The 24,052-nt window shown below is 31.0% G+C and carries 17 protein-coding genes; all 17 read left to right on the top strand.

Translation table 11 applies throughout. The features are described from left to right. Positions 1 to 33 precede the first annotated feature (33 nt). The 17 genes from JOP69_RS04890 to JOP69_RS04810 all read left to right on the top strand — a co-directional run bounded on the left by JOP69_RS04890 (position 34) and on the right by JOP69_RS04810 (position 24,051). Positions 34 to 555: an acyltransferase gene (locus JOP69_RS04890; RefSeq protein ID WP_252191193.1), complete on the top strand. Its 522-nt coding sequence runs from the start codon at positions 34 to 36 to the stop codon at positions 553 to 555. Continuing rightward, positions 548 to 1,822, top strand: coding sequence for a hypothetical protein (locus JOP69_RS04885; protein WP_203392214.1), 1,275 nt, complete (start codon positions 548 to 550; stop codon positions 1,820 to 1,822). Before JOP69_RS04890 ends, JOP69_RS04885 begins: the two co-directional genes overlap by 8 nt. Before the next feature lies 1 nt (position 1,823). Further along, positions 1,824 to 2,666, top strand: coding sequence for a glycosyltransferase family 2 protein (locus JOP69_RS04880; protein ID WP_203392215.1), 843 nt, complete (start codon positions 1,824 to 1,826; stop codon positions 2,664 to 2,666). Between the two features lie 6 nt (positions 2,667 to 2,672). Further along, positions 2,673 to 3,233 (top strand): serine O-acetyltransferase, encoded by a 561-nt coding sequence (locus JOP69_RS04875; protein WP_252191192.1) that lies wholly within the window; start codon positions 2,673 to 2,675, stop codon positions 3,231 to 3,233. A gap of 2 nt (positions 3,234 to 3,235) precedes the next feature. After that, on the top strand, positions 3,236 to 4,351 hold the full coding sequence (locus JOP69_RS04870; protein WP_203392216.1) for a glycosyltransferase: 1,116 nt from the start codon (positions 3,236 to 3,238) through the stop codon (positions 4,349 to 4,351). Next, complete coding sequence (locus JOP69_RS04865) at positions 4,341 to 5,429, top strand: glycosyltransferase family 4 protein (protein ID WP_203392217.1); 1,089 nt, start codon at positions 4,341 to 4,343, stop codon at positions 5,427 to 5,429. The genes JOP69_RS04870 and JOP69_RS04865 overlap by 11 nt, the downstream gene beginning before the upstream one ends. Then, positions 5,426 to 6,541: a glycosyltransferase family 4 protein gene (locus JOP69_RS04860; RefSeq protein WP_203392218.1), complete on the top strand. Its 1,116-nt coding sequence runs from the start codon at positions 5,426 to 5,428 to the stop codon at positions 6,539 to 6,541. Before JOP69_RS04865 ends, JOP69_RS04860 begins: the two co-directional genes overlap by 4 nt. 54 nt (positions 6,542 to 6,595) lie before the next feature. Further along, the gene (locus JOP69_RS04855) at positions 6,596 to 7,324 is read left to right on the top strand and encodes a WecB/TagA/CpsF family glycosyltransferase (RefSeq protein WP_203392219.1); all 729 of its coding nucleotides are present in this window, start codon (positions 6,596 to 6,598) and stop codon (positions 7,322 to 7,324) included. Between the two features lie 33 nt (positions 7,325 to 7,357). Continuing rightward, positions 7,358 to 8,752 carry an undecaprenyl-phosphate glucose phosphotransferase gene (locus JOP69_RS04850; protein ID WP_203392220.1) on the top strand — a complete coding sequence of 465 codons (1,395 nt, stop codon included), beginning with the start codon at positions 7,358 to 7,360 and terminating at the stop codon, positions 8,750 to 8,752. A gap of 58 nt (positions 8,753 to 8,810) precedes the next feature. After that, positions 8,811 to 9,569: a polysaccharide biosynthesis/export family protein gene (locus JOP69_RS04845; protein WP_203392221.1), complete on the top strand. Its 759-nt coding sequence runs from the start codon at positions 8,811 to 8,813 to the stop codon at positions 9,567 to 9,569. A gap of 16 nt (positions 9,570 to 9,585) precedes the next feature. Continuing rightward, entirely contained in the window at positions 9,586 to 11,934 is a 2,349-nt protein-coding gene (locus JOP69_RS04840; RefSeq protein WP_203392222.1) for a polysaccharide biosynthesis tyrosine autokinase, read from the top strand. 763 nt (positions 11,935 to 12,697) lie between these two features. After that, positions 12,698 to 15,475, top strand: coding sequence for a T9SS type A sorting domain-containing protein (locus JOP69_RS04835; protein ID WP_203392223.1), 2,778 nt, complete (start codon positions 12,698 to 12,700; stop codon positions 15,473 to 15,475). A gap of 24 nt (positions 15,476 to 15,499) precedes the next feature. Beyond that, positions 15,500 to 15,670 carry a hypothetical protein gene (locus JOP69_RS04830; RefSeq protein WP_203392224.1) on the top strand — a complete coding sequence of 57 codons (171 nt, stop codon included), beginning with the start codon at positions 15,500 to 15,502 and terminating at the stop codon, positions 15,668 to 15,670. A gap of 510 nt (positions 15,671 to 16,180) precedes the next feature. Further along, positions 16,181 to 18,697: a glycoside hydrolase family 2 TIM barrel-domain containing protein gene (locus JOP69_RS04825; RefSeq protein ID WP_203392225.1), complete on the top strand. Its 2,517-nt coding sequence runs from the start codon at positions 16,181 to 16,183 to the stop codon at positions 18,695 to 18,697. A gap of 43 nt (positions 18,698 to 18,740) precedes the next feature. Continuing rightward, the gene (locus JOP69_RS04820; protein WP_203392226.1) at positions 18,741 to 20,396 is read left to right on the top strand and encodes a DUF4038 domain-containing protein; all 1,656 of its coding nucleotides are present in this window, start codon (positions 18,741 to 18,743) and stop codon (positions 20,394 to 20,396) included. Positions 20,397 to 20,451: 55 nt separating this feature from the next. Next, entirely contained in the window at positions 20,452 to 22,512 is a 2,061-nt protein-coding gene (locus JOP69_RS04815) for a T9SS type A sorting domain-containing protein (RefSeq protein WP_203392227.1), read from the top strand. A gap of 3 nt (positions 22,513 to 22,515) precedes the next feature. Next, positions 22,516 to 24,051, top strand: a complete 1,536-nt coding sequence (locus JOP69_RS04810; RefSeq protein ID WP_203392228.1) for an arylsulfatase — start codon at positions 22,516 to 22,518, stop codon at positions 24,049 to 24,051. The last annotated feature ends 1 nt before the right edge of the window (position 24,052 follow it).

The raw sequence follows: 24,052 nt of genomic DNA, 5'->3' as shown, positions 1-24,052 counted from the left end.
ATTTGCACAAGGTTGCTACTTTATTGTAATAACGTGAAGTTTGGCAAAATAGATTCTAATGGAATTCCTTTTATAAGTGTTGCAAGGGGGGCATCTTGTAGTATTGGGGATAATTTTAAAATGAATAACGGTCTTTTAGGTAATCCTATTGGTCGGCCACAAAAATGTGTTCTTTTTGTAGATCGAAATGCATCAATTGTAATTGGTAATCATGTAGGTATAAGCTCTACTGCACTTGTAGCTCATAAAAGTATTACTATTGGTAACTATGTAAAAATAGGTGGTGGTGTTTGCATTTACGATACCGATTTCCATTCATTAGAAGCAAGTATTCGACAAAATGCAGCTATGGATACTAAAAACACAGCCAATGTAGCTGTAGAAATAAAAGATCATGTTTTTATTGGAGCTCATACTACTATTTTGAAGGGGGTAATTATTGGAAAAAATTCTATTGTAGGAGCATGTTCTGTGGTGACTAAAAGTATTCCTGCTAATGAAATATGGGCAGGTAATCCAGCTAAATTCATTAAAAAAGTGATTAATAATGAATAAAGCTACCATACTTAAACTTTTACCAATTAGTATAATTTTTATTGCTGTTCTTTCATTAGAACCATATACTTCATTACCAATAAAGAATACCACCATTTGGTGGCTTATTAAGTCATTAATATTGTATTTATTTTGGCGTTTCAAATATTATTTCTTTAAGCCAAGAAATGCAAAAGCCATGATAATTGTTATGGTTTATCTTTGGTGGAATATCTTTAGTTCTTTTCGAGGTGTATTTATAGCTGAAACCTATTGGGATTTTAAAGGTTTGTTTGGAAATGCATTGGCATTACTTCTACCTCTGCTGGCATTTGTAGCAACAGATAAACATATAGTACAATCTATTTTAAGGTTTTATATTATATACGGACTGCCCATTTTTATTTTATTTATACCTTTTATACCAACAGGGGCTTATGGGCAGTATCTGGTAGTTGTAAGTTTATTTCTTCTATTTTTACCAGTTTTGACAAAAAAGTGGCAAATCGGGATACTTACTCTTTCAATATTGGTAATTCTAATTAATCTAGGTGCAAGAAGTTATGTGATAAAATTTGTTGTAGCATTGTTTCTTATGCTTATTTATTATTTTCGATTATTTATTTCTAAATGGATTATAGATTCAGTACGTTTAGTCTTTTTATTCGCTCCTATAATTTTGTTTGTTTTTGCAACTATGGGAACCTTTAATGTTTTTAAAATGGGTGATTACATTGAGGGAGATTATATGGAAGTAAGCAGGAATTCGGAAGGTGAAATTGAGGAAGCTAATTTAAAAACGGATACGCGGTCTTTTTTGTATGTAGAGGTTTTACAATCTGCGCAAAACCATAATTCTTGGTTAATTGGGCGAAGTCCTGCACGAGGAAATGATACAGAAGCTTTTTCTGAAATAGCAGAGGTTACTGGTCGCAAGGAGCGATTGGGTAATGAAGTAGGTATTTTGAATATCTTTACATGGACAGGAGTTGTTGGAGTGATTCTGTATTTCTTAGTTTTCTGGAAAGCGAGCTATGTAGCCATAAATCAATCGAAAAATATTTTTAGCAAAATGCTTGGGCTATTTGTAGCATTTCGTTGGGCCTTTTCCTGGGTAGAAGATATTAATAATTTTACTTTAAATTATGTGCTTTTATGGTTGATGATCGGCATGTGCTTTTCAAAATCATTCCGTAAAATGTCAGACATAGAAGTTAAAATTTGGGTTCGTGGTATTTTTGAAAAGCGTTATCGTAAGCTAGAATACTTTATTAATAAAAGAAAATGAAATGGTTGTTAAACAAATAGCAATACTACTCGCTTGTTATAACCGGAAGGAAAAAACAATAGAATGCTTAAAAGGACTTTATTTAAATAAAATACCCGTAGGGTATATATTTACAGTTTTTCTGGTTGATGATGACTCTACAGATGGCACTAGAGAAGCAGTAAAAAATCAATTTCCAGAAGTTATTATTATTCATGGAAGTGGAAGTTTATTTTGGAATAGAGGTATGTATTTGGCTTGGTCTACAGCTGTAAAATCTAACGATTTTGATTTTTACCTTTGGTTAAATGATGACACAGAACTTAACAAAGATGTTTTAGAAGCATTAGCATCAACTTCTAAACAAAAGGATAACCAAGCCATTATTGTTGGAGCTACCAGTGCTTTAGATGGCAAACAAAAAGTAACTACTTATGGTGGGCGTAGTCTAATTGATGGATTGATAACTCCAAAAGAACAAGCAATAGCTTGTGATTATTTTAATGGAAATATAGTATGGATTCCAAAAGAGGTTTATCAAAAAGTAGGGTATAACGACCCTGTTTTCCACCATGCCCTAGGAGATTTTGATTATGGCTTACGTGCTTCTAAACTAGGAATTAAAATGTATGTGGCACCAGGCTTTTTAGGAAAATGCGATGTCCATGAAAGCTTAGCTACTTGGTGCAATCCTAAAAAAACTCTTAAACAAAGGTGGAAAGCTTTTCGATCTCCTTTAGGAAACAACCCCGAAGAGTTTTTTATTTTTGAGAAACGACATAAAGGTATAACCAATGCCATTTGGCATTATGGGACCAATCACTTAAGAGTTATTTTCCCATTTATATGGAGTTTAAAAAAATAAAATATTATGACTTTTAAGGAATGTAGACAAGATATAAAGTCTGATTTAGGGAGACTTACAATAGCAAACAAAAAGAACGCATTAAGATACTTACTTTTTAATGCCTCTTTTAAGATTACCTTTTGGTTTAGGTTAGATACGTATTTAGGGGCGAAAAAAAATATAATATTTAAAACCCTTTATGGGTTAACATATGTGATACATAAAAGGAATCAGTTAAAAACAGGTATACAAATAGATTTTATGACTACCTGTGGTAAAGGATTAAACTTTCCGCATTTTTCTTGTATAGTAATAAACGGGGGGGCACTTATAGGGGCTAATTGCACTATATTTCAAGGAGTCACTATTGGAAGCGTTAGAGGTAAAGGCACACCTATTATAGGAGACAATGTGGTACTAGCTCCCGGTTGTAAAATTGTAGGTAATATAAAAATAGGTGATAATGTTTTTATAGCGCCTAATACTGTAGTTATAAAAGATGTTCCTGAAGGTGCCACTGTTGCTGGTGTTCCTGCAAAAGTAATAAACTTAGATGGGGCCAAAAATGTATTAATGTATTTATAATTATGCAAAAAAAAGTTTGTTGTATTTTCAATTATCCACCTCATTATAGAAAATCTATATACGAATTGATGGACAAAGAGTTAGGATGTGATTTTTATTTTGGAAAAAACGTACCAGGCACATTAAAAGCTATGGATGTAAGTAGCCTTAATGGGTTTAGAAAAAAGTTCAGAAACATTGTTGTTAAAAAACGTATCATTTGGCAAACAGGGGTCTTAAAACTTTTGTTTAAAAATTACAAAAATTATATTTTAACAGTAGATACAGCTTGTTTGAGTAGTTGGATTTTTATTTATACAGCAAAATTACTTGGTAAAAACGTATTCTTCTGGACTCACGGTTGTAATGGCAAAGAATCTAGTTTACATCGCATAAAGAATAAACTTTATTTTGGGCCATCTAAAGGGTTATTATTATATGGCGAATACGCGAAAAGTATTTTAATGGAGATAGGGTATAAACCTGAAAAATTATATGTTATAGCTAATTCTTTGGATTATGAAAACCAATTAAAAATCAGAAAATCTCTTTCTAAAAATGAAACTTACAAAAAATATTTTAAGAATGATTTTCCTGTACTATTATTTATTGGTCGTTTAGAGAAAAAGAAAAAGTTATCGATGATTTTAGAGGTAATGAAAGTATTAGGAGAAGAAAACCTGAATGTTAATTGTATCTATATTGGAGAAGGGAATGAAAAAGACATTTTAGTAAATAAAGCAAAAAAAGATGGCTTAGAACAGTATAGTTGGTTTTATGGCGCTTGTTATGATGAGTATGAGGTTGGTAATCTTATTTATAATGCAGACATTTGTTTGTCTCCTGGTAATGTTGGTTTAACAGCTATACATTCTTTATCTTTTGGAACGCCCGTAATAACCCATTCAAATTTTAGTAATCAAATGCCAGAATATGAATCTATAACGAAAGGAGTTAGTGGTGCATTTTTTGAAGAAAATAATTTGGAGTCTTTAAAGAATTCAATTAAAGATTGGTTGAAAAAACACCCTACTAAAAATAATGAATTGGTTGATAATTGTTTTCAAATAATTGATGAGAAGTACAATCCATATTATCAGCTTAAAGTTTTAAAAAAAGCTATTTTTAATGAAGAGTAAAGTATTTCATATAATTACTCATTTTGATATGGGAGGAGCAGAGCGAGTAGCTATTAATATTGCTAAGTCTAAATCTGTGAATTTTGAGTATCATTTATTTGAAATTGTGCGTGCAAATTCTGAATTTTCTGATAAATTTATAGAAGAATGTAAGGCCAATAACATTCACTACCACCGTTCCAATATTTCATCTAAAAAATTAGCTATTTTATTTTTTCCTATAACTTTTCTGTTAAAATGTTTTAAAATAAGGCCTAATATTATTCATACTCATACAGAAATACCCGATTTAAGTGTTTTTTTGTTTTCAAAATTAGCTGGTTTATTTATGTTAAAACATAAATATGTTAGAACAATACACAACACCCAATTATGGAATGAATGGGGCAAAATAGGTGCTATTGTAGAACCTTTTTTTATAAAAAAAAATAGTAATGTGGCCATTTCAACTTCTACAAAACATAGTTATAAAGAACAAAATAAAGTAGAAAAACTCCCAATTATTTTTAATGGTGTAGAGAAATCAATCCAAAAAATATTTCCAGACATAAAAAATAATAAAATTAATATTTTATTTGCAGGGAGATTAGAATATCAAAAAGGTGTTGCTGAATTAATTTCGGTTATAAATGCTTTAAAAAATGATAATCGTTTTCATTTTCATATTATTGGGGAAGGTTCTTTAGAGGTTACATTGCTAAATGCCACTGAATCATTAAAACATGTTAGTAAATATGATAAAATATTTAATTTATCACAATATTTAGAATCCTTTGATTACTTATTTATGCCATCAAATTTTGAAGGCCTAGGTTTAATGTGTGTAGAAGCCAATATGAATAGGTTGCTATGTATTATAAATAACTGTTTAGGTCTAAAAGAAACCTTGCCTAATGATTGGCTTTTAAAAGTAGAAAATAATTCAATTGAAGCATATTTAAATATTTTTAATGAAAAAATTCAAAATATTGATAAGGAAAAAATGATAGATCAAGCCAGCAAGTTTGCAAATGAAAATTTTAGTTTGACGCAAATGCAAGAAAAATATGAGGCTTTATATATTCAAAAATTAAAATGATTTTAAAAAAAAAAAATATTCTATTTCTTTTACATCTTCCACCTCCAGTTCATGGTTCATCTATGGTGGGGAAATTTATAAAAGATAGCAAATATATTAATGAGCAAGTTAATGGCGATTATTTAAATTTATTAGCTTCTAACAATGTAAGTGAAACAGGTAAAATAAGTTTAAATAAAGTAATGGGCTTTGTTAACGTGTGGTTCGCGTTGTTTTTTAAGCTATTAAAAAAGAAACCTGCGCTTTGTTATTTTGCCATTACAGCAACTGGCGCTGCTTTTTTTAGAGATGTATTATTAATTAGTTTATTAAAAATTTTTAGAGTAAAATGCATGTATCATATGCATAACAAAGGCGTAAGTAAGTATCAAAATAGTAAGATTTATAACAGCTGTTATAAATTTATTTTTAAAAATGCAGAAGTCATTTTGTTATCTAAACATTTATATAAAGACATAAAAAAATATGTACCGTTAACAAAAATACATATCTGCCCAAACGGCATTCCAGAAATCGAATTGGATGAAAAAAAGAATGATGATGTTGATAAAAAAACTGTCAAAATTTTATTTCTTTCAAATTTAATAAAATCTAAAGGCGTATTTATTTTAGTAGAAGCTTGTAAGTTATTAAAAGAAAGAGGGATTGGCTTTAAATGCAACTTTATTGGTGGAGAAGGAGATATAACAGCGGAAATATTAAAGAATAAAGTGGATAGCTTAAATTTAAATAATGAGATTAATTATTTAGGCAAGAAATATGGTGATGATAAAACTGCTTTTCTAAATGAAGCCGATCTTTTTGTTTTTCCTACGTATTATTCAAATGAATGCTTTCCATTAGTTTTATTAGAAGCCATGCAATTTAATTTGCCAATAATATCAACTTTCGAAGGTGGAATTGCTGATATAGTAGAAGATGGTGTAACTGGTATTTTAGTGTCGCAAAATGATGTTGTTTCCTTAGCAGAAAAACTAGAATATTTAATTAATAATGCAGAAGTTAGAGTAGACATGGGGCTTAAGGGGAAAGCAAAATTCGATAAAGAATTTACATTAGAAGTATTCGAAAAGAAAATGCTTTCAATTTTATTAAATAGTATAGATACATAATAATTTCAAAATCTAAAGTCTTCAAATTAATTCACAAACAAAGTTCTTTCACATATGAATTTAACACATATTGTTAAAAATACCATTTTTAGTCAAGCGTTGTCAGACATAAAAACGGATAGCAGATGTTGTATAAACACCATTAATGCGTATTCTTTTTGTATGGCAAAAAAAGACAAGCGCTTTGCAGCGGTATTAAAATCTAGCGATGTTTTACTGCCAGATGGTTCTAGTATTGTATTAGCCTCTAAGTTGTTGGGGGGTAAGAAAATTCAGAAAATTGCGGGTTGGGACATACACCAACATTTACTTACGGAAGCCAATTTAAAAGGTCAGAAAGTGTTTTATTTGGGAGCTTCTGAAAGCACATTAAACCTTATTAAAAATAGAATTGCAAAAGAATTTTCTGCCATAAAAGTAGCTAGTTATTCACCTCCTTATAAAACCACATTTACCAAACAAGATACTGATGAAATGATAGCGCAGGTAAATGCTTTTTCTCCAGATATTCTTTTTGTGGGCATGACAGCCCCAAAGCAAGAAAAATGGGGGCATGAACATAAAGAAGTGCTAAACACTTCTGTAATTTGTTCTATAGGTGCGGTGTTCGATTTTTATGCAGGTACTGTAAATAGAGCTCCAAAATGGATGATTCATCTAGGTTTAGAATGGTTATATAGATTGGTAAAAGAACCAAAACGCATGTGGCGTAGGTATTTAATTGGGAATTCTCAATTTATATATTATGTGTTTTATGAAAAACTACAATTGCTACTTAAATAAAATAATTTATTATTACGACTTAAATTAATTAATATGCCGAAAGGAAGAATTAAATATTTACCCATTCCAGCTTTTTTTATAGATGGTTTATTATTTTTTGTATCATTTTTTACAGCGAATTATATTGTTTTTGATGGCGTATTTCCAGAAATAATATTATATAGATCTATCTTTTTATTTGGATTATTACTTTGGTTGGGGATTACTTTTCGATTAAAAATGTACGATATACCCAGAATTATTTACACGGATAAGGTGGTCTCTAAAAGTCTGCACGGGTTAACTCTTTTTACCTTAATTGGAGCAACCTTTTTATATTTGTTAATAGAATATAAATTTTCTAGAGATTTTTTTATCATTACTATATTGTTGTTTGGTGTTATGCATGCTATCTTTCAGATACTATTAATGTATGTATTTAAAAGGTATCGTAAAAGAGGACATAATATTAGAAAGGTAATTGTTTTAGGTTTCGATTCAAAAATAGAAAAATTAATAAAAAGTGTCTTAATGGTACCCGAAAATGGGTATGAGCTTCATAGTATTTTTTCAGATAATGAAGTACCCGAATCATTACAAACATTTTATAAAGGAAAAGAGTCAGAATTAATTCCTTATTTAGATAAAAGTAAAGAAGTAAATGCCTTATTTATCTCTTTACCTCCAGAGAAATCTGCTATAATTAACAAATATATTAGTTATGCAGATAATCATTTAATAAGGGTGTATATACTTCCTAATTTTTCTGAATATTTATTTCAGCACTTTAGAATGACCTATATAAATAAGGTGGCTACTTTGTATTTACGAGCAGAACCTTTAGAAAGTTTAACGAGTAGAATGACCAAACGTGCATGTGATTTTGTATTTTCGTTATTGGTGCTTATAGGTATAGGAGTCTGGTTGTACCCTTTGTTAGCAATTATTATAAAGTTAAATAGTAAAGGTCCGGTGTTGTTTAGTCAAATGCGCTCGGGTAAAGATGATAAACCTTTTAAATGTTACAAATTTAGAAGCATGACGGTAAATACGGAATCGGATTCTTTACAAGCAACTAAAAATGATAGTAGAGTTACTTCTATTGGAAGAATTTTACGTAAAACCAGTTTAGATGAATTACCACAATTTTATAATGTCTTAATAGGAAATATGTCTGTAGTAGGACCAAGACCACATATGTTGGTGCATACCGAATCGTATAGAAAATCTGTACAGAAATTTATGGTGCGTCATTTTGTAAAACCAGGCATTACAGGTTGGGCACAGGTTACGGGGTTTAGAGGAGAAACCAAAACAGTACAAGACATGAAGAATAGGGCACAAGCTGATATTTGGTATATAGAAAATTGGAACTTGATATTAGATGTAAAGATTCTATTTTTAACTATTTGGCAGGTAGTATTTAAAAAAGACAGCAATGCTTTTTAAAGTAATAAAAAGAATACAATTATAAAAAATAAAAAGAAAAATAGATAAATAAAAAAGAATGAAATACACAAATATTATTATAGTGCTATTTTTAGTACTAGCATCGTCTTGCGTTTCTAAACAAAAAATGGTCTATTTTGGAGACAAAGAAGGTTTTATTATGAAAAAAACCTTACGAGAGTATGAATCTACCATTCAAAAAGATGATTTATTAAACATAAATGTTTCTGCAACAAACGGAGAAGCTGTTATGCCTTTTAATATCTATGAAACTCCTATTTTAGGAACAGGTATGGGCACCACAGTAAAACCCTTGCCCTACCTAGTAAATGCTGAAGGAGAAATTAACTTTCCTGTATTAGGTAAACTAAAAGTTACGGGGATTACCACGGATGCTTTAAGTGTATTATTGGTTCAAAAACTATCAGAATACATCACCAAACCAATTGTAAATATTACAACGACTAATTTTAAAATTACGGTATTGGGAGAAGTAAATAGACCAGGTACTTATAGCATTGAAAATAAACGAATCACTATGTTAGAGGCATTGGGTTTGGCAGGAGATTTAACAATTAATGGAAATAGAGTTAATATAACGTTGATTAGAGAAAATGATGGTCGTCGCGTTTTTATTCCGATAGATATTACTAGTAAAGAATTGTTTAATTCGAGATTTTATTACTTAGCACAAAATGATGTTATTTATGTAGAGCCTAACAAGTCTAAAATAAATTCATCTGCGGTAGGACCAAATACAAGTATTATTTTTACGTCTATCGCCACATTAATATCCATTATTGCCATATTAAGATAGTAAAATTTAAAAAATTATGCAAGAAGAGAATCTGTTAAACCAATTGTTAGAGGAAGATAAACCGATTAATATACGTGAACAATTAGAAAAATATTTGTTTTATTGGAAATGGTTTGTAGTATGTGTTTTGGTTGCATTAGGCTTGGCCTATGCCATAGCATATTATACGCCTAACCAATATTTGGTAGCCACCACTATTTTAATTGATGATGAAAGTGGTGGTGGTTTACCAAGTGAACTTTCTGCCTTTGAAGACTTAGGCTTAATGGGAGGTGGTAAAAAATCGATAGACAATGAAATTGGGATCTTAAAATCTTACATGCTTATGGAGCGTGTTGTAAAAGATTTAGGTTTACAGACCACTTTTCATAAAGAAGGAAGAGTTCGAAATACAGAAATCTATAATAAAGAAGTGCCTTTTAAAATAACTTTTTCTGCTATAGAGAAAATTTATTCTTTAAGCACCACATTTAAGGTTCGTGTTATTTCTGATTCTAAATTTGAAATTATTTCAGAGGATGAGAAAGTAACGCCACATATATTTGGAGAAAAGGTAAAGATGGAGTTTGGTAACATTACTTTAACACCTTTGGCTGCCGAAGATATGCTTACAAACGAAGTAATAACGGTTCATATTACCCCCATAAAGAATGTTACACAAAGTTTAAGAGCTGCGGTGGAAGTAGGTTTAATGTTTGAGAAAGCTAGTTTATTAGAGATTAGTTTAATTGGGGAGAATAAAGAAAAGGTTACCGCTATTTTAAATGATTTGGTACATCAATATAATAAAGATGCTGTTGCCGATAAAAATTTAATAGGGAACAATACAAGTACCTTTATAAATGAACGATTGGCAGTGATTGAAAAAGATTTATCTGCTGTAGATAAAGGGGTAGAGGAATTTAAATCTAGCAATAGACTTACAAGTATTCCTGCAGAAGCAGCTATGGTCTTAGAAAGTAATGCCGAATTAGAAAAGAAAATTGTAGGTTTAAACACCCAATTAAGATTGGCTGATTATGTAACAGAATATATCACTGAAAATAAAGAAAATCTAATTCCGGCAAATTTAGGTTTAAGTGATGGTAGTGTGAATGCGAATAGTGCACAATACAATCAATTAATTTTAGAGCGAAATAGAATTTTAAATGGTTCCAGTGATAAGAATCCTGTAATTGTTAATTTAAATTCTCAAATTGCTCAATTACGTGGTAGTATTTCTCAAAGTCTTGTAAATTTAAAATCATCTTTAAGTATTTCTTTAAACGATGCCAAAAAAACAGAAAGTAGAGTAGGTTATAGAATGTCTACCGTTCCAAAACAAGAAAGGGAATTTAGAGATATTGAAAGACAACAGCAAATTATAGAAACGTTATACCTGTATTTATTACAAAAGAGAGAAGAAAATGCTATTTCATTGGCAGTTACCTTACCAAATGCAAAAGTAATTGATACCGCAAGAGGAAGTGACGATCCGATAAGCCCTAATCGTAAAAAAATCTATTTGATAGGTTTAGTGCTAGGTTTACTAATACCTTTTGCTATAATTTATATCTTGTTTTTATTAGATAATAAAGTACATAGTAGTAAAGATATAGAAGCCATTGTAAAGGCTCCTTTAATAGGGGAAATTCCTAAAACAAAGGATGCGAATAAAGTGGTTGTGCACAAAGATGGTAGAAGTGGTGTTTCGGAATCTTTTAGGATGGTACGTACCAATTTAGATTTTATGCTTGCAGGAGTTACGGATGGTGCAAAAACTATTTTTATAACATCTACAGTGCCAGGTGAAGGAAAGACTTTTATTGCCGTAAATTTAGCTTCTGTATTGGCGCTTTCTAATAAAAAAGTATTATTAGTTGGTGCAGATATTAGAAAACCTCGTTTAGCAGAATATTTACAAACGAAACTAGGGAAAGGTATTACAAACTATTTAACAGACAGATCTTTAAAAGTAACAGATGTTATAAAACATATAGACGCTCTAGATATAGATGTGGTACACTCTGGAGTCATTGCTCCTAATCCTTCCGAATTATTAAGTAATGGCCGTTTTGAGGATATATTAGCCTACGGAAAAGAAAACTATGATTTTGTAGTTGTAGATACAGCGCCGGTTAAATTAGTAACAGATACCATGCTATTAGGTAAAAATGCCGACTTGTTTATTTATACCATTAGAGCCAATTATTCCGACAAACGTTTGTTAGAAATACCAGCAAAACTTTATAAAGAAAAGCGTTTGCCAAACATGGCAGTCTTACTAAATGATATAGATATAGAAAGAGGCTATGGATACGGCTATGGCTATGGTTATGGGTACGGTGATACTGAGATTAAAAAGTCTTGGTGGAAAAAAGGGTAAAGGAACTAGGTGTTTTTAGAGATAAAGTGCACGAATTTTAACAGGTTAGACACCTATTTTGAGCAGTAGCTTTTTAGGTTACCATAAAAAAGAATTGGGTTTTTAGGTCCCTTTTTAATTGAAAAAAATCTCCGAGGCGCAGGCTTCGGAGATTTTTTGTTTTATAAAAATAGGAGTTAGAAAAGAAGCTTCCTTTTTCTTTTTTAACGAGTACTGCCAAATGAATTTAACTCATCATTTTGAAGTTTATTTTTACAAGCAAGAAAGTGTATTTAAGTTTGTTAGATGATAAGAGATGTCTAAAAGGGTTTGGTCTTTAGAAATAGATTATAAGATAAAATTGTGGTGTAAAATAAAGTTTAGAATAGAGTAAGAATTTTTTTTTTAACATATATAAACGCATCTAGTATCTCACAGGTAAAAAAAAGGAAACTTTAAAAGTCGAGTTTTTTCCTTCTTTCATGATTTTTGTTAAATAAAATATAAATTATTTTTTCAACATTTTTTTTGTTAAAAAACAGTTAAATGTGTGGTGTTTTAACTTTATTATATGCTTATTTACCTAGGTATAGATAGATGTAGCGCTGTATTAAGATCTATTTTTAATTTGTTTTTTGTAGTTTTTTGTTTTTTAAAAATGATAATATGTTTCTTGATAAAGATTATTTGTACTCCTAAAAAGTGAATGTTTAGTTGATATTTGAAAAATCTATAGTTAGATAAAAAAGCGTTTAACAATTAATCAATAATTAAAATGAAAAAAATGAAAAAAAAATTATTTTTGACTTTATGTCTATGCCTTATTGGGGCTTTTAATTTATCTGCCACAGATTACTATGTGAAGGCAGATGGTAGTAATTCAAATGATGGGCTAACAGCTGCAACACCTTTTTTAACAATTGGTAAAGCTCATAATACTGCTTCTGATGGAGATACAATTTATATAGTTGGAACCGTTGTGTCTGACGAAAATAAATCGTTAAATAAAAGTTTATCATTTGTTGGTACTTCTAGTGGAACAATAATTGCTGATAATACAGATGCAACTACATTGAAAAGAGGTTTTTTTGGCCTGTTTGCAGCTAAAGATATTACATTTACAGATTTAACATTTTCTGGAGTAACTGGTAGAACGGCTCCTGGAGGAGTCATAAATGCTAATAATTTAAATGTTGGTAATGTAACATTTACAAATTGTGCATTTACTAATAATACAGTTGCAGGTAATGCTAAAAATGGTGGCGCAATTAATTTTGTAGGATCTACTTCTGGTAATACTTTAACGGTTACTAACTGTACTTTTACTAGCAATTCTTCAGACAATGGAGGTGGAGCAATTTATGTGGCTGGAAATCAAAATTTAAATCTTACTAATTCAACTTTTATTACTAATAGTTCTATAGGAGCTGGAGGTGGAGGAGCTGTTGCTGTTTTGAATTCTGGTACCTCAATTATTTCAGGATGTCTTTTTGATGGAAATAGTACTACAGCTACTAATGGACATGGTGGAGCTTTGAATTATAATAGCAATAGTGCTGCGTCTCTTTTAACATTAACAAATTCAACTTTTGTTAACAATACTACACTAAATAGAGGTGGCGCAATCATATTTAATGGTGCTGATGGAAATGCTAATCTTACCAATGTAACGGTTTATAACAACTCTACAACCGGAGTAGTAAATAACGGAGGCGGTATCCGTACGCAAGGAGCTGCTACAAAGATTCTTAATTATACAAACTGTCTTTTTTATGGCAATACAGCAACTGGTGGAGCTGTATCAAATATTGCTGGTAATTCGAGTAATACCTCAACTTTTACAAATAGTTTAACTGATGCTGGTAATATTTTTGATACAGAAGTAGCATCAAACCGTTCTGCAGATTTAACAAATTCTAATTTATCTTTTGTTACACCAAATGTAACTTTTACTGCTCCTGCAACTTTAACAGATGCTACTCCAATTGATTTTGGAAGTGATATGAGTGATGTTGGTGCTTGGGATTCTAAAATAAATTTATTTAATCAAGGAGCAGATGCTTTTTGGGGCAATCCAGCAAATTGGTCTAATGGTGCTTTACCAACAGCAACAGACAATGTTTCTATACTTTCAAATAATGGCAATGTAAATATTAAAGCAGATGTTGCTGCTGTGGTTAATAATTTAGTAGTAACGGCACCAGGAACGTTAACCATTAAAAAAGGAGGTTCTCTAATAGTAAGTGGTTCTTCTACTGGATTAGTTAACTATAAAAGACAAGTACAAGACGCAGGGGCTGATGCGGCAAAAGGTTGGTATTTAGTATCTGCGCCTGTTGCAGCAGTAACTTATGATGATACTTTTGCTGGTATGGCATCAGGAACAGGAAATAATAGAGGCTTAGCTACCTATGATACTGCAAATGATAATTGGGAATATTTACAAGCAGGTGGTTCTGGTACTTTTATGCCAGGTCAAGGGTATTCTTTAAAAGTTGTTAATGGAGGAGCAAAAGCAGAATTTGGTTTTTTAGGAACTATTAATACCGATGATGCGGGAGTTAATATTCCTGTTGCAGCTACTGGAAATCGTTTAAATTTATTAGGAAATCCATACACATCTTACATTAGTAGTGCTACTGTATTAGACAATGCAGCACTTGAAAGTACTCAAATTTGGGTTTTTAATCGCTCAGTAGGTACTAATGGAGAATATGTTCCAAAAACGTATGATAGTAATTTCACATTAGCTCCAGGGCAAGGTTTCTTTGCACAAGCTGTTGTTTCTGCAACGGGTGATATAAACTTTGCAGAGTCTAATCAAATTGGTATTGGTGAAAATGGTACTACTGATACATTTCAAAAAACGGCGAAAACAGAAGTGAAACTTCAGATTTCTGTAGATGGTTACTATAACTACGCAGAGGTTTATTATTCAAACAATGCAACAAATGGTTTTGATGCTGGTTATGAAGGGTTAATGTTTCCAAAATCTAATGATAGTTTTTCTATTTACACAGAGTTATTATCTAATAATAAAGGAGAGAAATATAAAATTCAATCTTTGTCTAACTCAGATTTAGAATCAAAAGTAATTCCTGTTGGTGTAAAAGCAGCTGCGAATAAAGAAATTACTTTTTCTGCAGAATCTTTAAACCTACCTTCTGGTCTTAATGTGTTTTTAGAAGATAGAATAGCAAAAACATTTACTCGTTTAGATGAAGCAAATAGTACTTATAAAGTTACGTTAACAGAGGCTTTAGATGGAGTTGGAAGGTTTTATGTACACACAACAGCGCAACAAGCTTTAAGTGTAGATAACTTTAATACAGAAAACATAAGCGTTTATCAAGCTAATGCTTCTACTTTAAGAGTTGTTGGTTTAGAACAAGGTAATGCAACTATTAGTCTATATAATGTTTTAGGAAAACAAGTATTAAATAATTCATTTACTACAAATGGAGTTAAAGATATTAGTGTACCTAAATTAGCGAAAGGTTTATATATAGTTCAGATTAAGTCTGCAACAGGTAAATTAAACAAGAAAATTATTTTAGAATAAACCAAATTATAAAAGCGATATAAAATGAAAAAACAAATAAATAATACACCAGAAGATATTTCTCGTAAAGACGCTCTTAAAAAGATAGGAAACTACGGTAAATATGCAGCATTAACTGCGTTAGGTACTTACTTGATCTTAAATCCACAGAAAGCGCAAGCGCAATCTCCTGTAGCTCCAGGTACTGGGTTCTAAAGGTTTTTTAATTTATTGAAAAAGCCCTCTGAAAAGAGGGTTTTTTTTTGTTTAAATTCTAATATTGTAAAACAAGAGATAATTGTTTTTATTATAGTATATGTATTTTAAGTAAGGAGATTTCTACTCTAAGAAATAAAGAAGGATTGCGTAGTCTTATTGTTATTTTTATTGAAGTAAAGAGTGAATTTTTAACTGTAAAAAAGTTGGTTTTAAAGAGGTTTTATTTTCATAAATACGTCTAATTTTAGTAAAAATGTGGGGCTAGTTTTAGTCCTTTTTTTATGCTTTTTATTTTTTTAGATGTCTTAAAAAAGATGAATTTAAAGTTTTAAAAAAAATACAGAAAATAAGAGAAAGTAGCATTTTAAGGGATAATTTCTGCCGTTATCGCTTAATTACTCTAAAAACGAGTTGTTGTAAATCATTAATGATTCTATTTAGACCATATGTTATTCTATTGTGTTTTTGGTTGCAGTAATTTTAACGAGAAATAAAAACCAATCAAAAATGAATAAATTCTTAAGAGGCATTATAGCTGTTTTTTTAACGTGTATGAGTCTGCAAAATACGGCAGCTCAAAATAGAGAAACGGATTTTAATTTCGATTGGAAATTTACTTTGGTAAAAGAAACTAAAAAACCAACAAAATTTCCGATAAATGATACGAATTGGACACCTGTTCGTCTACCACATGATTGGAGTATTGAAGCTTCTTTTGATGAAAAATTAGATGGAGCAACAGGTTATTTACCAGGTGGAGTTGGTGTGTATCAAAAACATTTTGAAACACCTGCGAATCCTAAAAATAAAAGTACCTATGTTTTGTTTGACGGCGTTTATAACAATGCTACTTTTTGGTTAAACGGAAAATTGTTAGGCGAAAATCCGTATGGATATTCACCAACATACTTCGACTTAACAAAAGCATTAAAAACAGATGGCTCTAAAAATATCTTAACGGTTCATGTAGATCATTCTCGTTTTGTAGACAGTCGTTGGTATACAGGAAGCGGAATTTATAGAAACGTAAAATTAATAACGGTAGATAAATTACACATTCCTATTTGGGGAAGTTTTGTAACCACACCTAATATTACTAAAGAAGAAGCCCAAGTTAATGTTCAAGTAAAAGTGGTAAATCAAAATAGAAGTAAAGCTTCTTTTATTTTATCAACAAAAATAGAAAACCTTGCAGGAGAAGTTGTTGCAGAGGTTACGAGCAATACGAAGGTAAATGGAGGAAAAGAAAGTGAATTCAATCAAAAACTAACCATTAAAAATCCTAAACTTTGGGATATTGCAAAACCAAATCTTTACAAAGCTGTTACAAGTATTATTAAAAAAGGAAAAGTTGTAGACACGTATATAGCAACTTTTGGGGTTCGCTCTTTAAGACATGATAAAGACCAAGGTTTCTTTTTAAACGGAAAATCAACCTTTGTAAAAGGAGTTTGTATACACCATGATGGTGGTTTAGTAGGTGCTGCTGTGCCAAAAGGAGTTTGGAGACGTCGTTTGCAATTAATGAGAGATGCAGGTGTAAATGCAATTAGAACTTCTCATAATCCTTTTTCTGCAGAATTTTATGATTTGTGTGATGAAATGGGGTTTTTAGTGCAAGCAGAAATTTTTGATGAGTTTGACAATCCGAAAGACAAGCGCCAAAACATGCACGAAAGACATGATGATTATGTTTCTCGTGGTTATACAGAACATTTTCAAAAATGGGCAGAAAGCGATTTAAAGAGATCTATTTTAAGAGATCGTAATCATCCTTCAATTTTTGAGTGGAGTATTGGAAATGAAATTGAGTGGACTTATGAAAACTACAAACATGTAAGTGGTTTGTGGGACCCAGGAGCAGGGAATTATTGGAATAGAATTCCGAATATTTCTGCTAAAGAAATGCAAGATCGCTACAAAGCATTGCCAAATAGAAAACATAAATTAACAGAAACGGCTAAGAAATTAGTAAAGTGGACGAAAGAGATGGATTTAAGTCGTCCGGTAACGGCAAATCTAATTATCCCCGTAGCAAGTTTATCTTCTGGTTATGCAGAAGCATTAGATATTGTAGGGTTTAGTTATCAAACAAATCAATATAATTGGTCTAAAAAGAATTATCCGAACATGCATTTTACAGGAAATGAAAATGCTGGTAATTGGACGGAATGGAACTCTATTATAGAAGATCCGATGGTGTATAGTATGTATATGTGGACCGGAATTGATTATTTAGGGGAAGCACATAATAAATGGCCACAAAAAGGATGGGATGGAGATATCTTAGATTTTGGCGGATTTAAAAAAACGGGATTTGATCATTTTAAATCTATTTGGGTAAACAAACCACATATAGCACTAGGAACTTACAAGGTAAAAGACTCTTTAGTGGTAGATCCGCTAAGCGGAAAAGTAATAACAACCAGTAAAAAGATTTTAAACTGGAATAATATAAGAGCGCAAAAAAGCTGGAATTATAAAAAAGGAGACATGATTATTGTTGAGGTTCCTACCAACTTGCACAAAGCAGAATTATTATTAAACGGAAAATCTTTAGGTTGGAGGTCTTTAAGCGGAAGTGTAGATAGAATATTACGTTGGGCAGTTCCTTTTGAAGAAGGCGTTTTAACAGCAAGAGGTGGTTTTGATGGTGATGAAAAAGAAGTTGTTTTAAAAACGACTACAAAACCAACATCTATAAAATTAACGGTAGATAAAACCACACTTTCTGCAGATGGTTATGATGTTGCGCATGTAATTGCTCAATTGGTTGATGAAAGCGGAAATGATGTAACAACCGAAGAGGCAAAAATAACTTTTTCTGTAGATGGAAATATCAGACAATTAGGAGTAGATAACGGATCTAACAGAAGTGCACAAAAGTATCAATCGGATACGGTTATTACAAGTAACGGACATGCACTTTTATTATTACAATCTTTAAAAAAATCAGGAAAAACAACAATTAAGGTGAATGGTAAAGGTTTAAAAGGAAATACCATTAGCATTGATGTTCAGTAAATTGTAAGTATTAGGTTTTGTTAAAATGATATAAATTTTACGGATGATTAAAAAAGTAATTATTTTATTAGGTATCTTATTTTTTGTAAACGTTAGTGTTGCACAAATACAGGTATGGAAAAAACCTAAGAAAAATAAGGCCATAGAAACGGTGCAATGGCAAGTGAATGATATTGTTTACAAAGTAAAAAAAGAAGTAAAAGATCCTTTTAGCAAAAATGCTTTTGCCATTGTAAAAAGCAATAACACAGAACAAAAAATCCCTTTATTTTATAATGGTGATAAAACTTGGGTGCTTCGTTATTCGAGTGCATCTATTGGAAATAAATCTTTTGTGATAGCTTCTGAAATTAAAGAATTAAATGGTAAAAAAGGTAAGATTGTAGTTGCTAAAAATGAAAAGAAAAATAGACATGGTGGCGTAGTTTTATCAAAAGAAGATACCCAACATTTTTATTATGAAGATGGTTCTCATTATTTCAATTTAGCATTTGAATGCGATTGGTTGTTTGCGTTAGATTACAATCAAAAGGAAATTCCGAAAACAGCACATTTACTGTCTTTAATCGAAAAATATGGTTTCAATCAGGTTGTAATGAATGTCTATTCTTATGATGTAAAGTGGCCAAAAGACAAACGATTAAAAGACTTTCCAGAGCATGAATACGGAAGTCGTGAAGATATTTTTCCTTTTTTAGGATCCAATTCAAAACCAGACTTTAGCGCATTAAATGTAGATTTTTTTAAGCATTTTGATAGAGTTATATCACAAATGCATGACAAAGAAATTGTGAGTCATTTAATGATTTATGTTTGGAACAAATTGGTTTCATGGCCAGATATGGAAACCAAGGCAGATAATATGTATTACGATTATGTTGTAAAAAGATATCAAGGTTTTCCAAATATTATTTGGGATGTTTCTAAGGAAGCGTTGCATTATACAAGAGCTACAAAAGAGTATATTTCTGAACGCATAGCACGTACGCGAAAGTTAGATTCTTATAACAGATTGGTTTCTGTGCACGATTACGGTTTTTGTAGAAATCATAAAGATGAAGTAGATTTTATTTCTACCCAAGATTGGAAACATACGTTGTATCAAAATATGTTAAAAGCAAGAAATGATTTTCCGAACAAACCTATTTTTAATATTGAACATGGAGGTTATGAAGATTCTCCTTATGTAGTTTTCCCTGGTGCTTATGACAATGCAGAAGCTTGTTTAAGAAGAAATTACATGTGTTTATTTGCTGGTGCTTATTCAACGTATTATTGGCAAGGAGCTTCTTGGAATGCCGTTATTCACAATCCGTTTGAACAACCAGAAAATTTTAAGAAACCTCATTTCGAATATTTTAAACACATGAGAACCTTGTTTAAAGATTTACATTTCGAAAACTTTAAACCGATGCCAAATTATAACAATGCTGGTTACAATTTAACCAATGAAAAAGATGGTGTTATTTTAGTGTACAATCCTAAAGAAAATAATTGGGCTGGAGGAACATCTAAAGCATTAAAAGAAAAATTTAACCATAAAAATGCGACCAAACAATGGTTTAATACACTAACAGGAGAATTTACTGAAGAAGTAAAATATGTAAAAAAACCATTAGAATTTTGGGACGCTAGACCTTGGAAAGGTGAAGCAGATACGATATTGATTCTTAGAAACCTTCAGCCTAAGAAAAAGTAGATGTAACTAGAAAAGGAAAGATATAATTGTAACAGAAATGAACTTAAAGAAAAAGATGTCAAAATTTATATTCGTAGTAATAATGTTTTCATACTTCTTTGTGTATTCACAAAGTGAAATTACTATTGATCATAAAACCCAAAGATTTATAAATGGAGTTTCTGAGTTTAATCGTAATAAATTTATAACGGGTCATTTTTTGTATAATTCTAATGATACCGATTTTGAGTCTTTTAAAAATGAATATAATATTGATTCTGATTATAAAGGTTCTCGTCAGTTTTGGAATCCTTTTGGAAAAGTAAAAAACGGCGTGATTCCTAATGTTCAAAATAAATATTCGGGCATCAGAAATGTGGAGCCACTTTTAGTAGCTACAGGTACAGCAGGTCAACTTTTTTATGATGATAGTAAAGATTATTCTATTGAAGATGTTTCTGTTTTTAGTAAAAATGTAGCCAATTATGTAGCGAATAGTTACAAAAAAGATTGGGCATTAGTTCCGGAGTTTATAGAACCTTTTAATGAGCCTATGGTACATGCTGTAGATTATTACCCAGAAGGGAAAGATGGAAAATACATCACCAGTAAAATAGATAATGTCATTACAAAAATGTGTCAATATCTAAAAGATCTTGGACAATCTATTCACGCAGTTCCAGAATTACAAAACATGAAAGTGGTGGGGTATGCATCTGCGTATCCAGAATTTGAAAATAACGATTTTGATTTATGGAACAAACGTTTTAAAAAGTTTATAGATATTGCTGGTAATGATGTAGATGTTTTTTCTGTGCATTTGTATGATGGTAGTGGATTAAATAATTCTGGAGGTAGACGTTCTGGTGCTAATTCTGAAGCAATTTTAGATTTAATAGAAACGTATAGTAGTATAAAACTGCAAACGGTAAAACCAATTGCTGTAACAGAATATGGTCGTTTGGTAGCTAATCAACCAGGTTTTCCTAGTGTTTCTAATTACGAGCCTATTACAAATTCGCAAGCAGTGCGTTCTCAAATGCATTTGGTGATGAATTTTATAGAAAGAGGAAATGATATGTTGGTTGCTATTCCTTTTAATGTAAACACAAGAAATAGAAATTCGCAATATTCAAAATCTAGTGTTTGGATAAAAGATGAAAACGGAAAAGTAGAACTTACCCAAAGAAAGCTATTCTACGAAATTTGGAAAGATGTAAAAGGGAAAAGGGTATTTACAAAATCTAATAATTTAGATGTACAAACGCAAGCTTTTGTAGATGATAACAAAGTACATGTAGTATTAAATAATTTAAATGATGCTGTGCAAACTGTAGATTTGAATTTATTAAATAAAGAAGGATTACAAAATGTAGATATTAAAAGGGTCAATATTTTTTTAGATAAATTGCCGGAAATAACAGAAACCTCTCAAAATACTGCCCCAGAAACTCTGAGTTTGAATTATGGAGAAACGGTTGTTTTAACGTATAAATTTAATAGTGTTATTGCATTCAATAATACTATTGATAGTAAAAAATATTACGCAACAGAATATTTAAAAACGATTAATGCAAATACAAATAATACATTCACATTTAACAATGTAGCTACTGGAAATGGTTTAGCAACTTTACGTTTAAGTATTGGACGTGCTCATAATTTATCATTAAAACCAACGCTATTTATCAATGGAAACGAGATAAATACTGATGGTGATATTATAAGAGGATACAATCAAAGTACTAGAAAACAGTTTTTTGGAACGCTAGAGATTCCTGTAGAAATTGGGCAACTTAAACAAGGTACAAATACCTTAACTGTAAAATTTGCAGATAATGGAGGACGGATTAGTTCTGCAATTCTTCAAGTTCAGCAATCTCAAAACCCATTGTCTTTAGCATCCAATATTCAACAAAAAAATAAATTCCGGCTCGTACCTAATTATGCTAAAAAAGGTGATTTAGTTACGCTAAATTCTAGTATAGAAAATGAAGAATTTACCATTTATACATTATCTGGAGTTCGAATTTATAAAGGAACTGAAAACAAAATAGATACTTCTAAATTAAATTCAGGTATGTATATCGTAAAAACAACAAAAGAAAATTTAACCGAAAAACTCTTAATATATTAAATAATGAAAAACGTATTAAAATACTTATTGATTGCACTATTTGTATTTTCCGCTTGTAAAGAAGCTAAAAAGGAAAATGTAACATCAGAAACTAAAAAACCAAATGTAGTTGTCATTTATATGGACGACTTAGGTTACGGAGATTTAAGCGCTTATGGTGCTACAGAATTAAAGACATCAAATATAGATGTTTTGGCAAATGACGGAATTAAATTTACCAACGGATACGCAACTTCTGCAACGTGTACACCAAGTAGATATGGATTGTTAACAGGTGTTTATCCTTGGAGAAACCCTAAGGCAAAAATATTACCAGGGTCTGCTCCATTAATTATTACTACCGAGCAAGAAACATTGCCCAAAATGTTTAAAAGAGCAGGGTATCAAACTGGTATTGTTGGTAAATGGCATTTAGGTTTAGGTGCAGGAAATTTAAATTGGAATGAACATATTTCTCCAGGACCCAATGAAGTTGGTTTTGAAGATGCATATATTTTAGCAGCAACACAAGATCGTGTACCAACAGTTTATATTAACAATGGTTTTGTAGATGGTTTAGATCCTAAAGATCCAATTTCAGTAAGTTATAAAAAGAATTTTGAAGGAGAACCTACAGGTTTAGATAATCCTGAATTAACAACTATGAAATGGCACCATGGTCATAACAATAGTATTGTAAACGGTATTCCAAGAATTGGATATATGAAAGGTGGAGATGCTGCAAAATGGGTAGACACAGAAATGGCAGATCACTTTTTAAAGAAAGCGCAGAATTATGTAAAAACCCATAAAGAAAAGCCATTCTTTTTATATTATGCTTTGCAACAACCACATGTGCCAAGAACTCCACATCCTCGTTTTGTAGGTAAATCTGGATTAGGACCAAGAGGAGATGTTATTTTAGAGGCAGATTATATGGTGGGTGAATTTATGAAAACCTTAAAAGAAGAAGGTGTTTTAGAAAATACAATCATTGTTTTTTCTAGTGATAATGGCCCTGTTTTACAAGATGGTTATTTTGATGATGCAATAGAAAAATTAGGAAAACATACACCAGCAGGTAAATTAAGAGGAGGAAAGTATAGTTTATTTGATGCAGGTACAAGAGTTCCTTTTATGGTGTATTGGAAAGGTAAAATTAAGCCACAAGTATCAGAAGCTTTGGTTTGTCAGGTAGATTTATTAGCCTCTTTTGCAAGTTTATTAGATGTGAAAGCAGAGGTAAATGATAGTCAAAATATGATGTCTGAATTTTTAGGAAAAAGCGATAAAGGAAGAGATAATATTGTTTTAGAAGCAGGTTCAAAAACTTCTTTTAGATCAGGAGATTGGGTAATGATTCCGCCATACAAAGGAGCTGCAATGAGCTGGCATTCTTTTGTTGAAACAGGGGTTAAAACTGAATTTCAATTATACAATTTAAAAGAGGATGTAGGTCAGAAAAATAATTTAGCGGTTAAGAATCCAGAAAAATTGAAAGAATTATTAGCAGAATTTGTGAAAATTAGAGGAGAAAAGTATTCTAATATTAAAAAGTAAT

Source organism: Polaribacter sp. Q13 (assembly GCF_016858305.2).
Taxonomy (GTDB): domain Bacteria; phylum Bacteroidota; class Bacteroidia; order Flavobacteriales; family Flavobacteriaceae; genus Polaribacter.
The sequence above is the reverse complement of the archived record's forward strand: the minus strand, read 5'-3'. Positions and strand labels throughout refer to the sequence as shown.

What these genes read in the sequence shown, in the direction of transcription:
- JOP69_RS04885 (WP_203392214.1), top strand. Translation starts at nt 548, where the DNA reads ATGAATAAAGCTACCATACTTAAACTTTTACCAATTAGTATAATTTTT.
- JOP69_RS04880 (WP_203392215.1), top strand. Translation starts at nt 1,824, where the DNA reads ATGGTTGTTAAACAAATAGCAATACTACTCGCTTGTTATAACCGGAAG.
- JOP69_RS04875 (WP_252191192.1), top strand. Translation starts at nt 2,673, where the DNA reads ATGACTTTTAAGGAATGTAGACAAGATATAAAGTCTGATTTAGGGAGA.
- JOP69_RS04870 (WP_203392216.1), top strand. Translation starts at nt 3,236, where the DNA reads ATGCAAAAAAAAGTTTGTTGTATTTTCAATTATCCACCTCATTATAGA.
- JOP69_RS04865 (WP_203392217.1), top strand. Translation starts at nt 4,341, where the DNA reads ATGAAGAGTAAAGTATTTCATATAATTACTCATTTTGATATGGGAGGA.
- JOP69_RS04860 (WP_203392218.1), top strand. Translation starts at nt 5,426, where the DNA reads ATGATTTTAAAAAAAAAAAATATTCTATTTCTTTTACATCTTCCACCT.
- JOP69_RS04855 (WP_203392219.1), top strand. Translation starts at nt 6,596, where the DNA reads ATGAATTTAACACATATTGTTAAAAATACCATTTTTAGTCAAGCGTTG.
- JOP69_RS04850 (WP_203392220.1), top strand. Translation starts at nt 7,358, where the DNA reads ATGCCGAAAGGAAGAATTAAATATTTACCCATTCCAGCTTTTTTTATA.
- JOP69_RS04845 (WP_203392221.1), top strand. Translation starts at nt 8,811, where the DNA reads ATGAAATACACAAATATTATTATAGTGCTATTTTTAGTACTAGCATCG.
- JOP69_RS04840 (WP_203392222.1), top strand. Translation starts at nt 9,586, where the DNA reads ATGCAAGAAGAGAATCTGTTAAACCAATTGTTAGAGGAAGATAAACCG.
- JOP69_RS04835 (WP_203392223.1), top strand. Translation starts at nt 12,698, where the DNA reads ATGAAAAAAAAATTATTTTTGACTTTATGTCTATGCCTTATTGGGGCT.
- JOP69_RS04830 (WP_203392224.1), top strand. Translation starts at nt 15,500, where the DNA reads ATGAAAAAACAAATAAATAATACACCAGAAGATATTTCTCGTAAAGAC.
- JOP69_RS04825 (WP_203392225.1), top strand. Translation starts at nt 16,181, where the DNA reads ATGAATAAATTCTTAAGAGGCATTATAGCTGTTTTTTTAACGTGTATG.
- JOP69_RS04820 (WP_203392226.1), top strand. Translation starts at nt 18,741, where the DNA reads ATGATTAAAAAAGTAATTATTTTATTAGGTATCTTATTTTTTGTAAAC.
- JOP69_RS04815 (WP_203392227.1), top strand. Translation starts at nt 20,452, where the DNA reads ATGTCAAAATTTATATTCGTAGTAATAATGTTTTCATACTTCTTTGTG.
- JOP69_RS04810 (WP_203392228.1), top strand. Translation starts at nt 22,516, where the DNA reads ATGAAAAACGTATTAAAATACTTATTGATTGCACTATTTGTATTTTCC.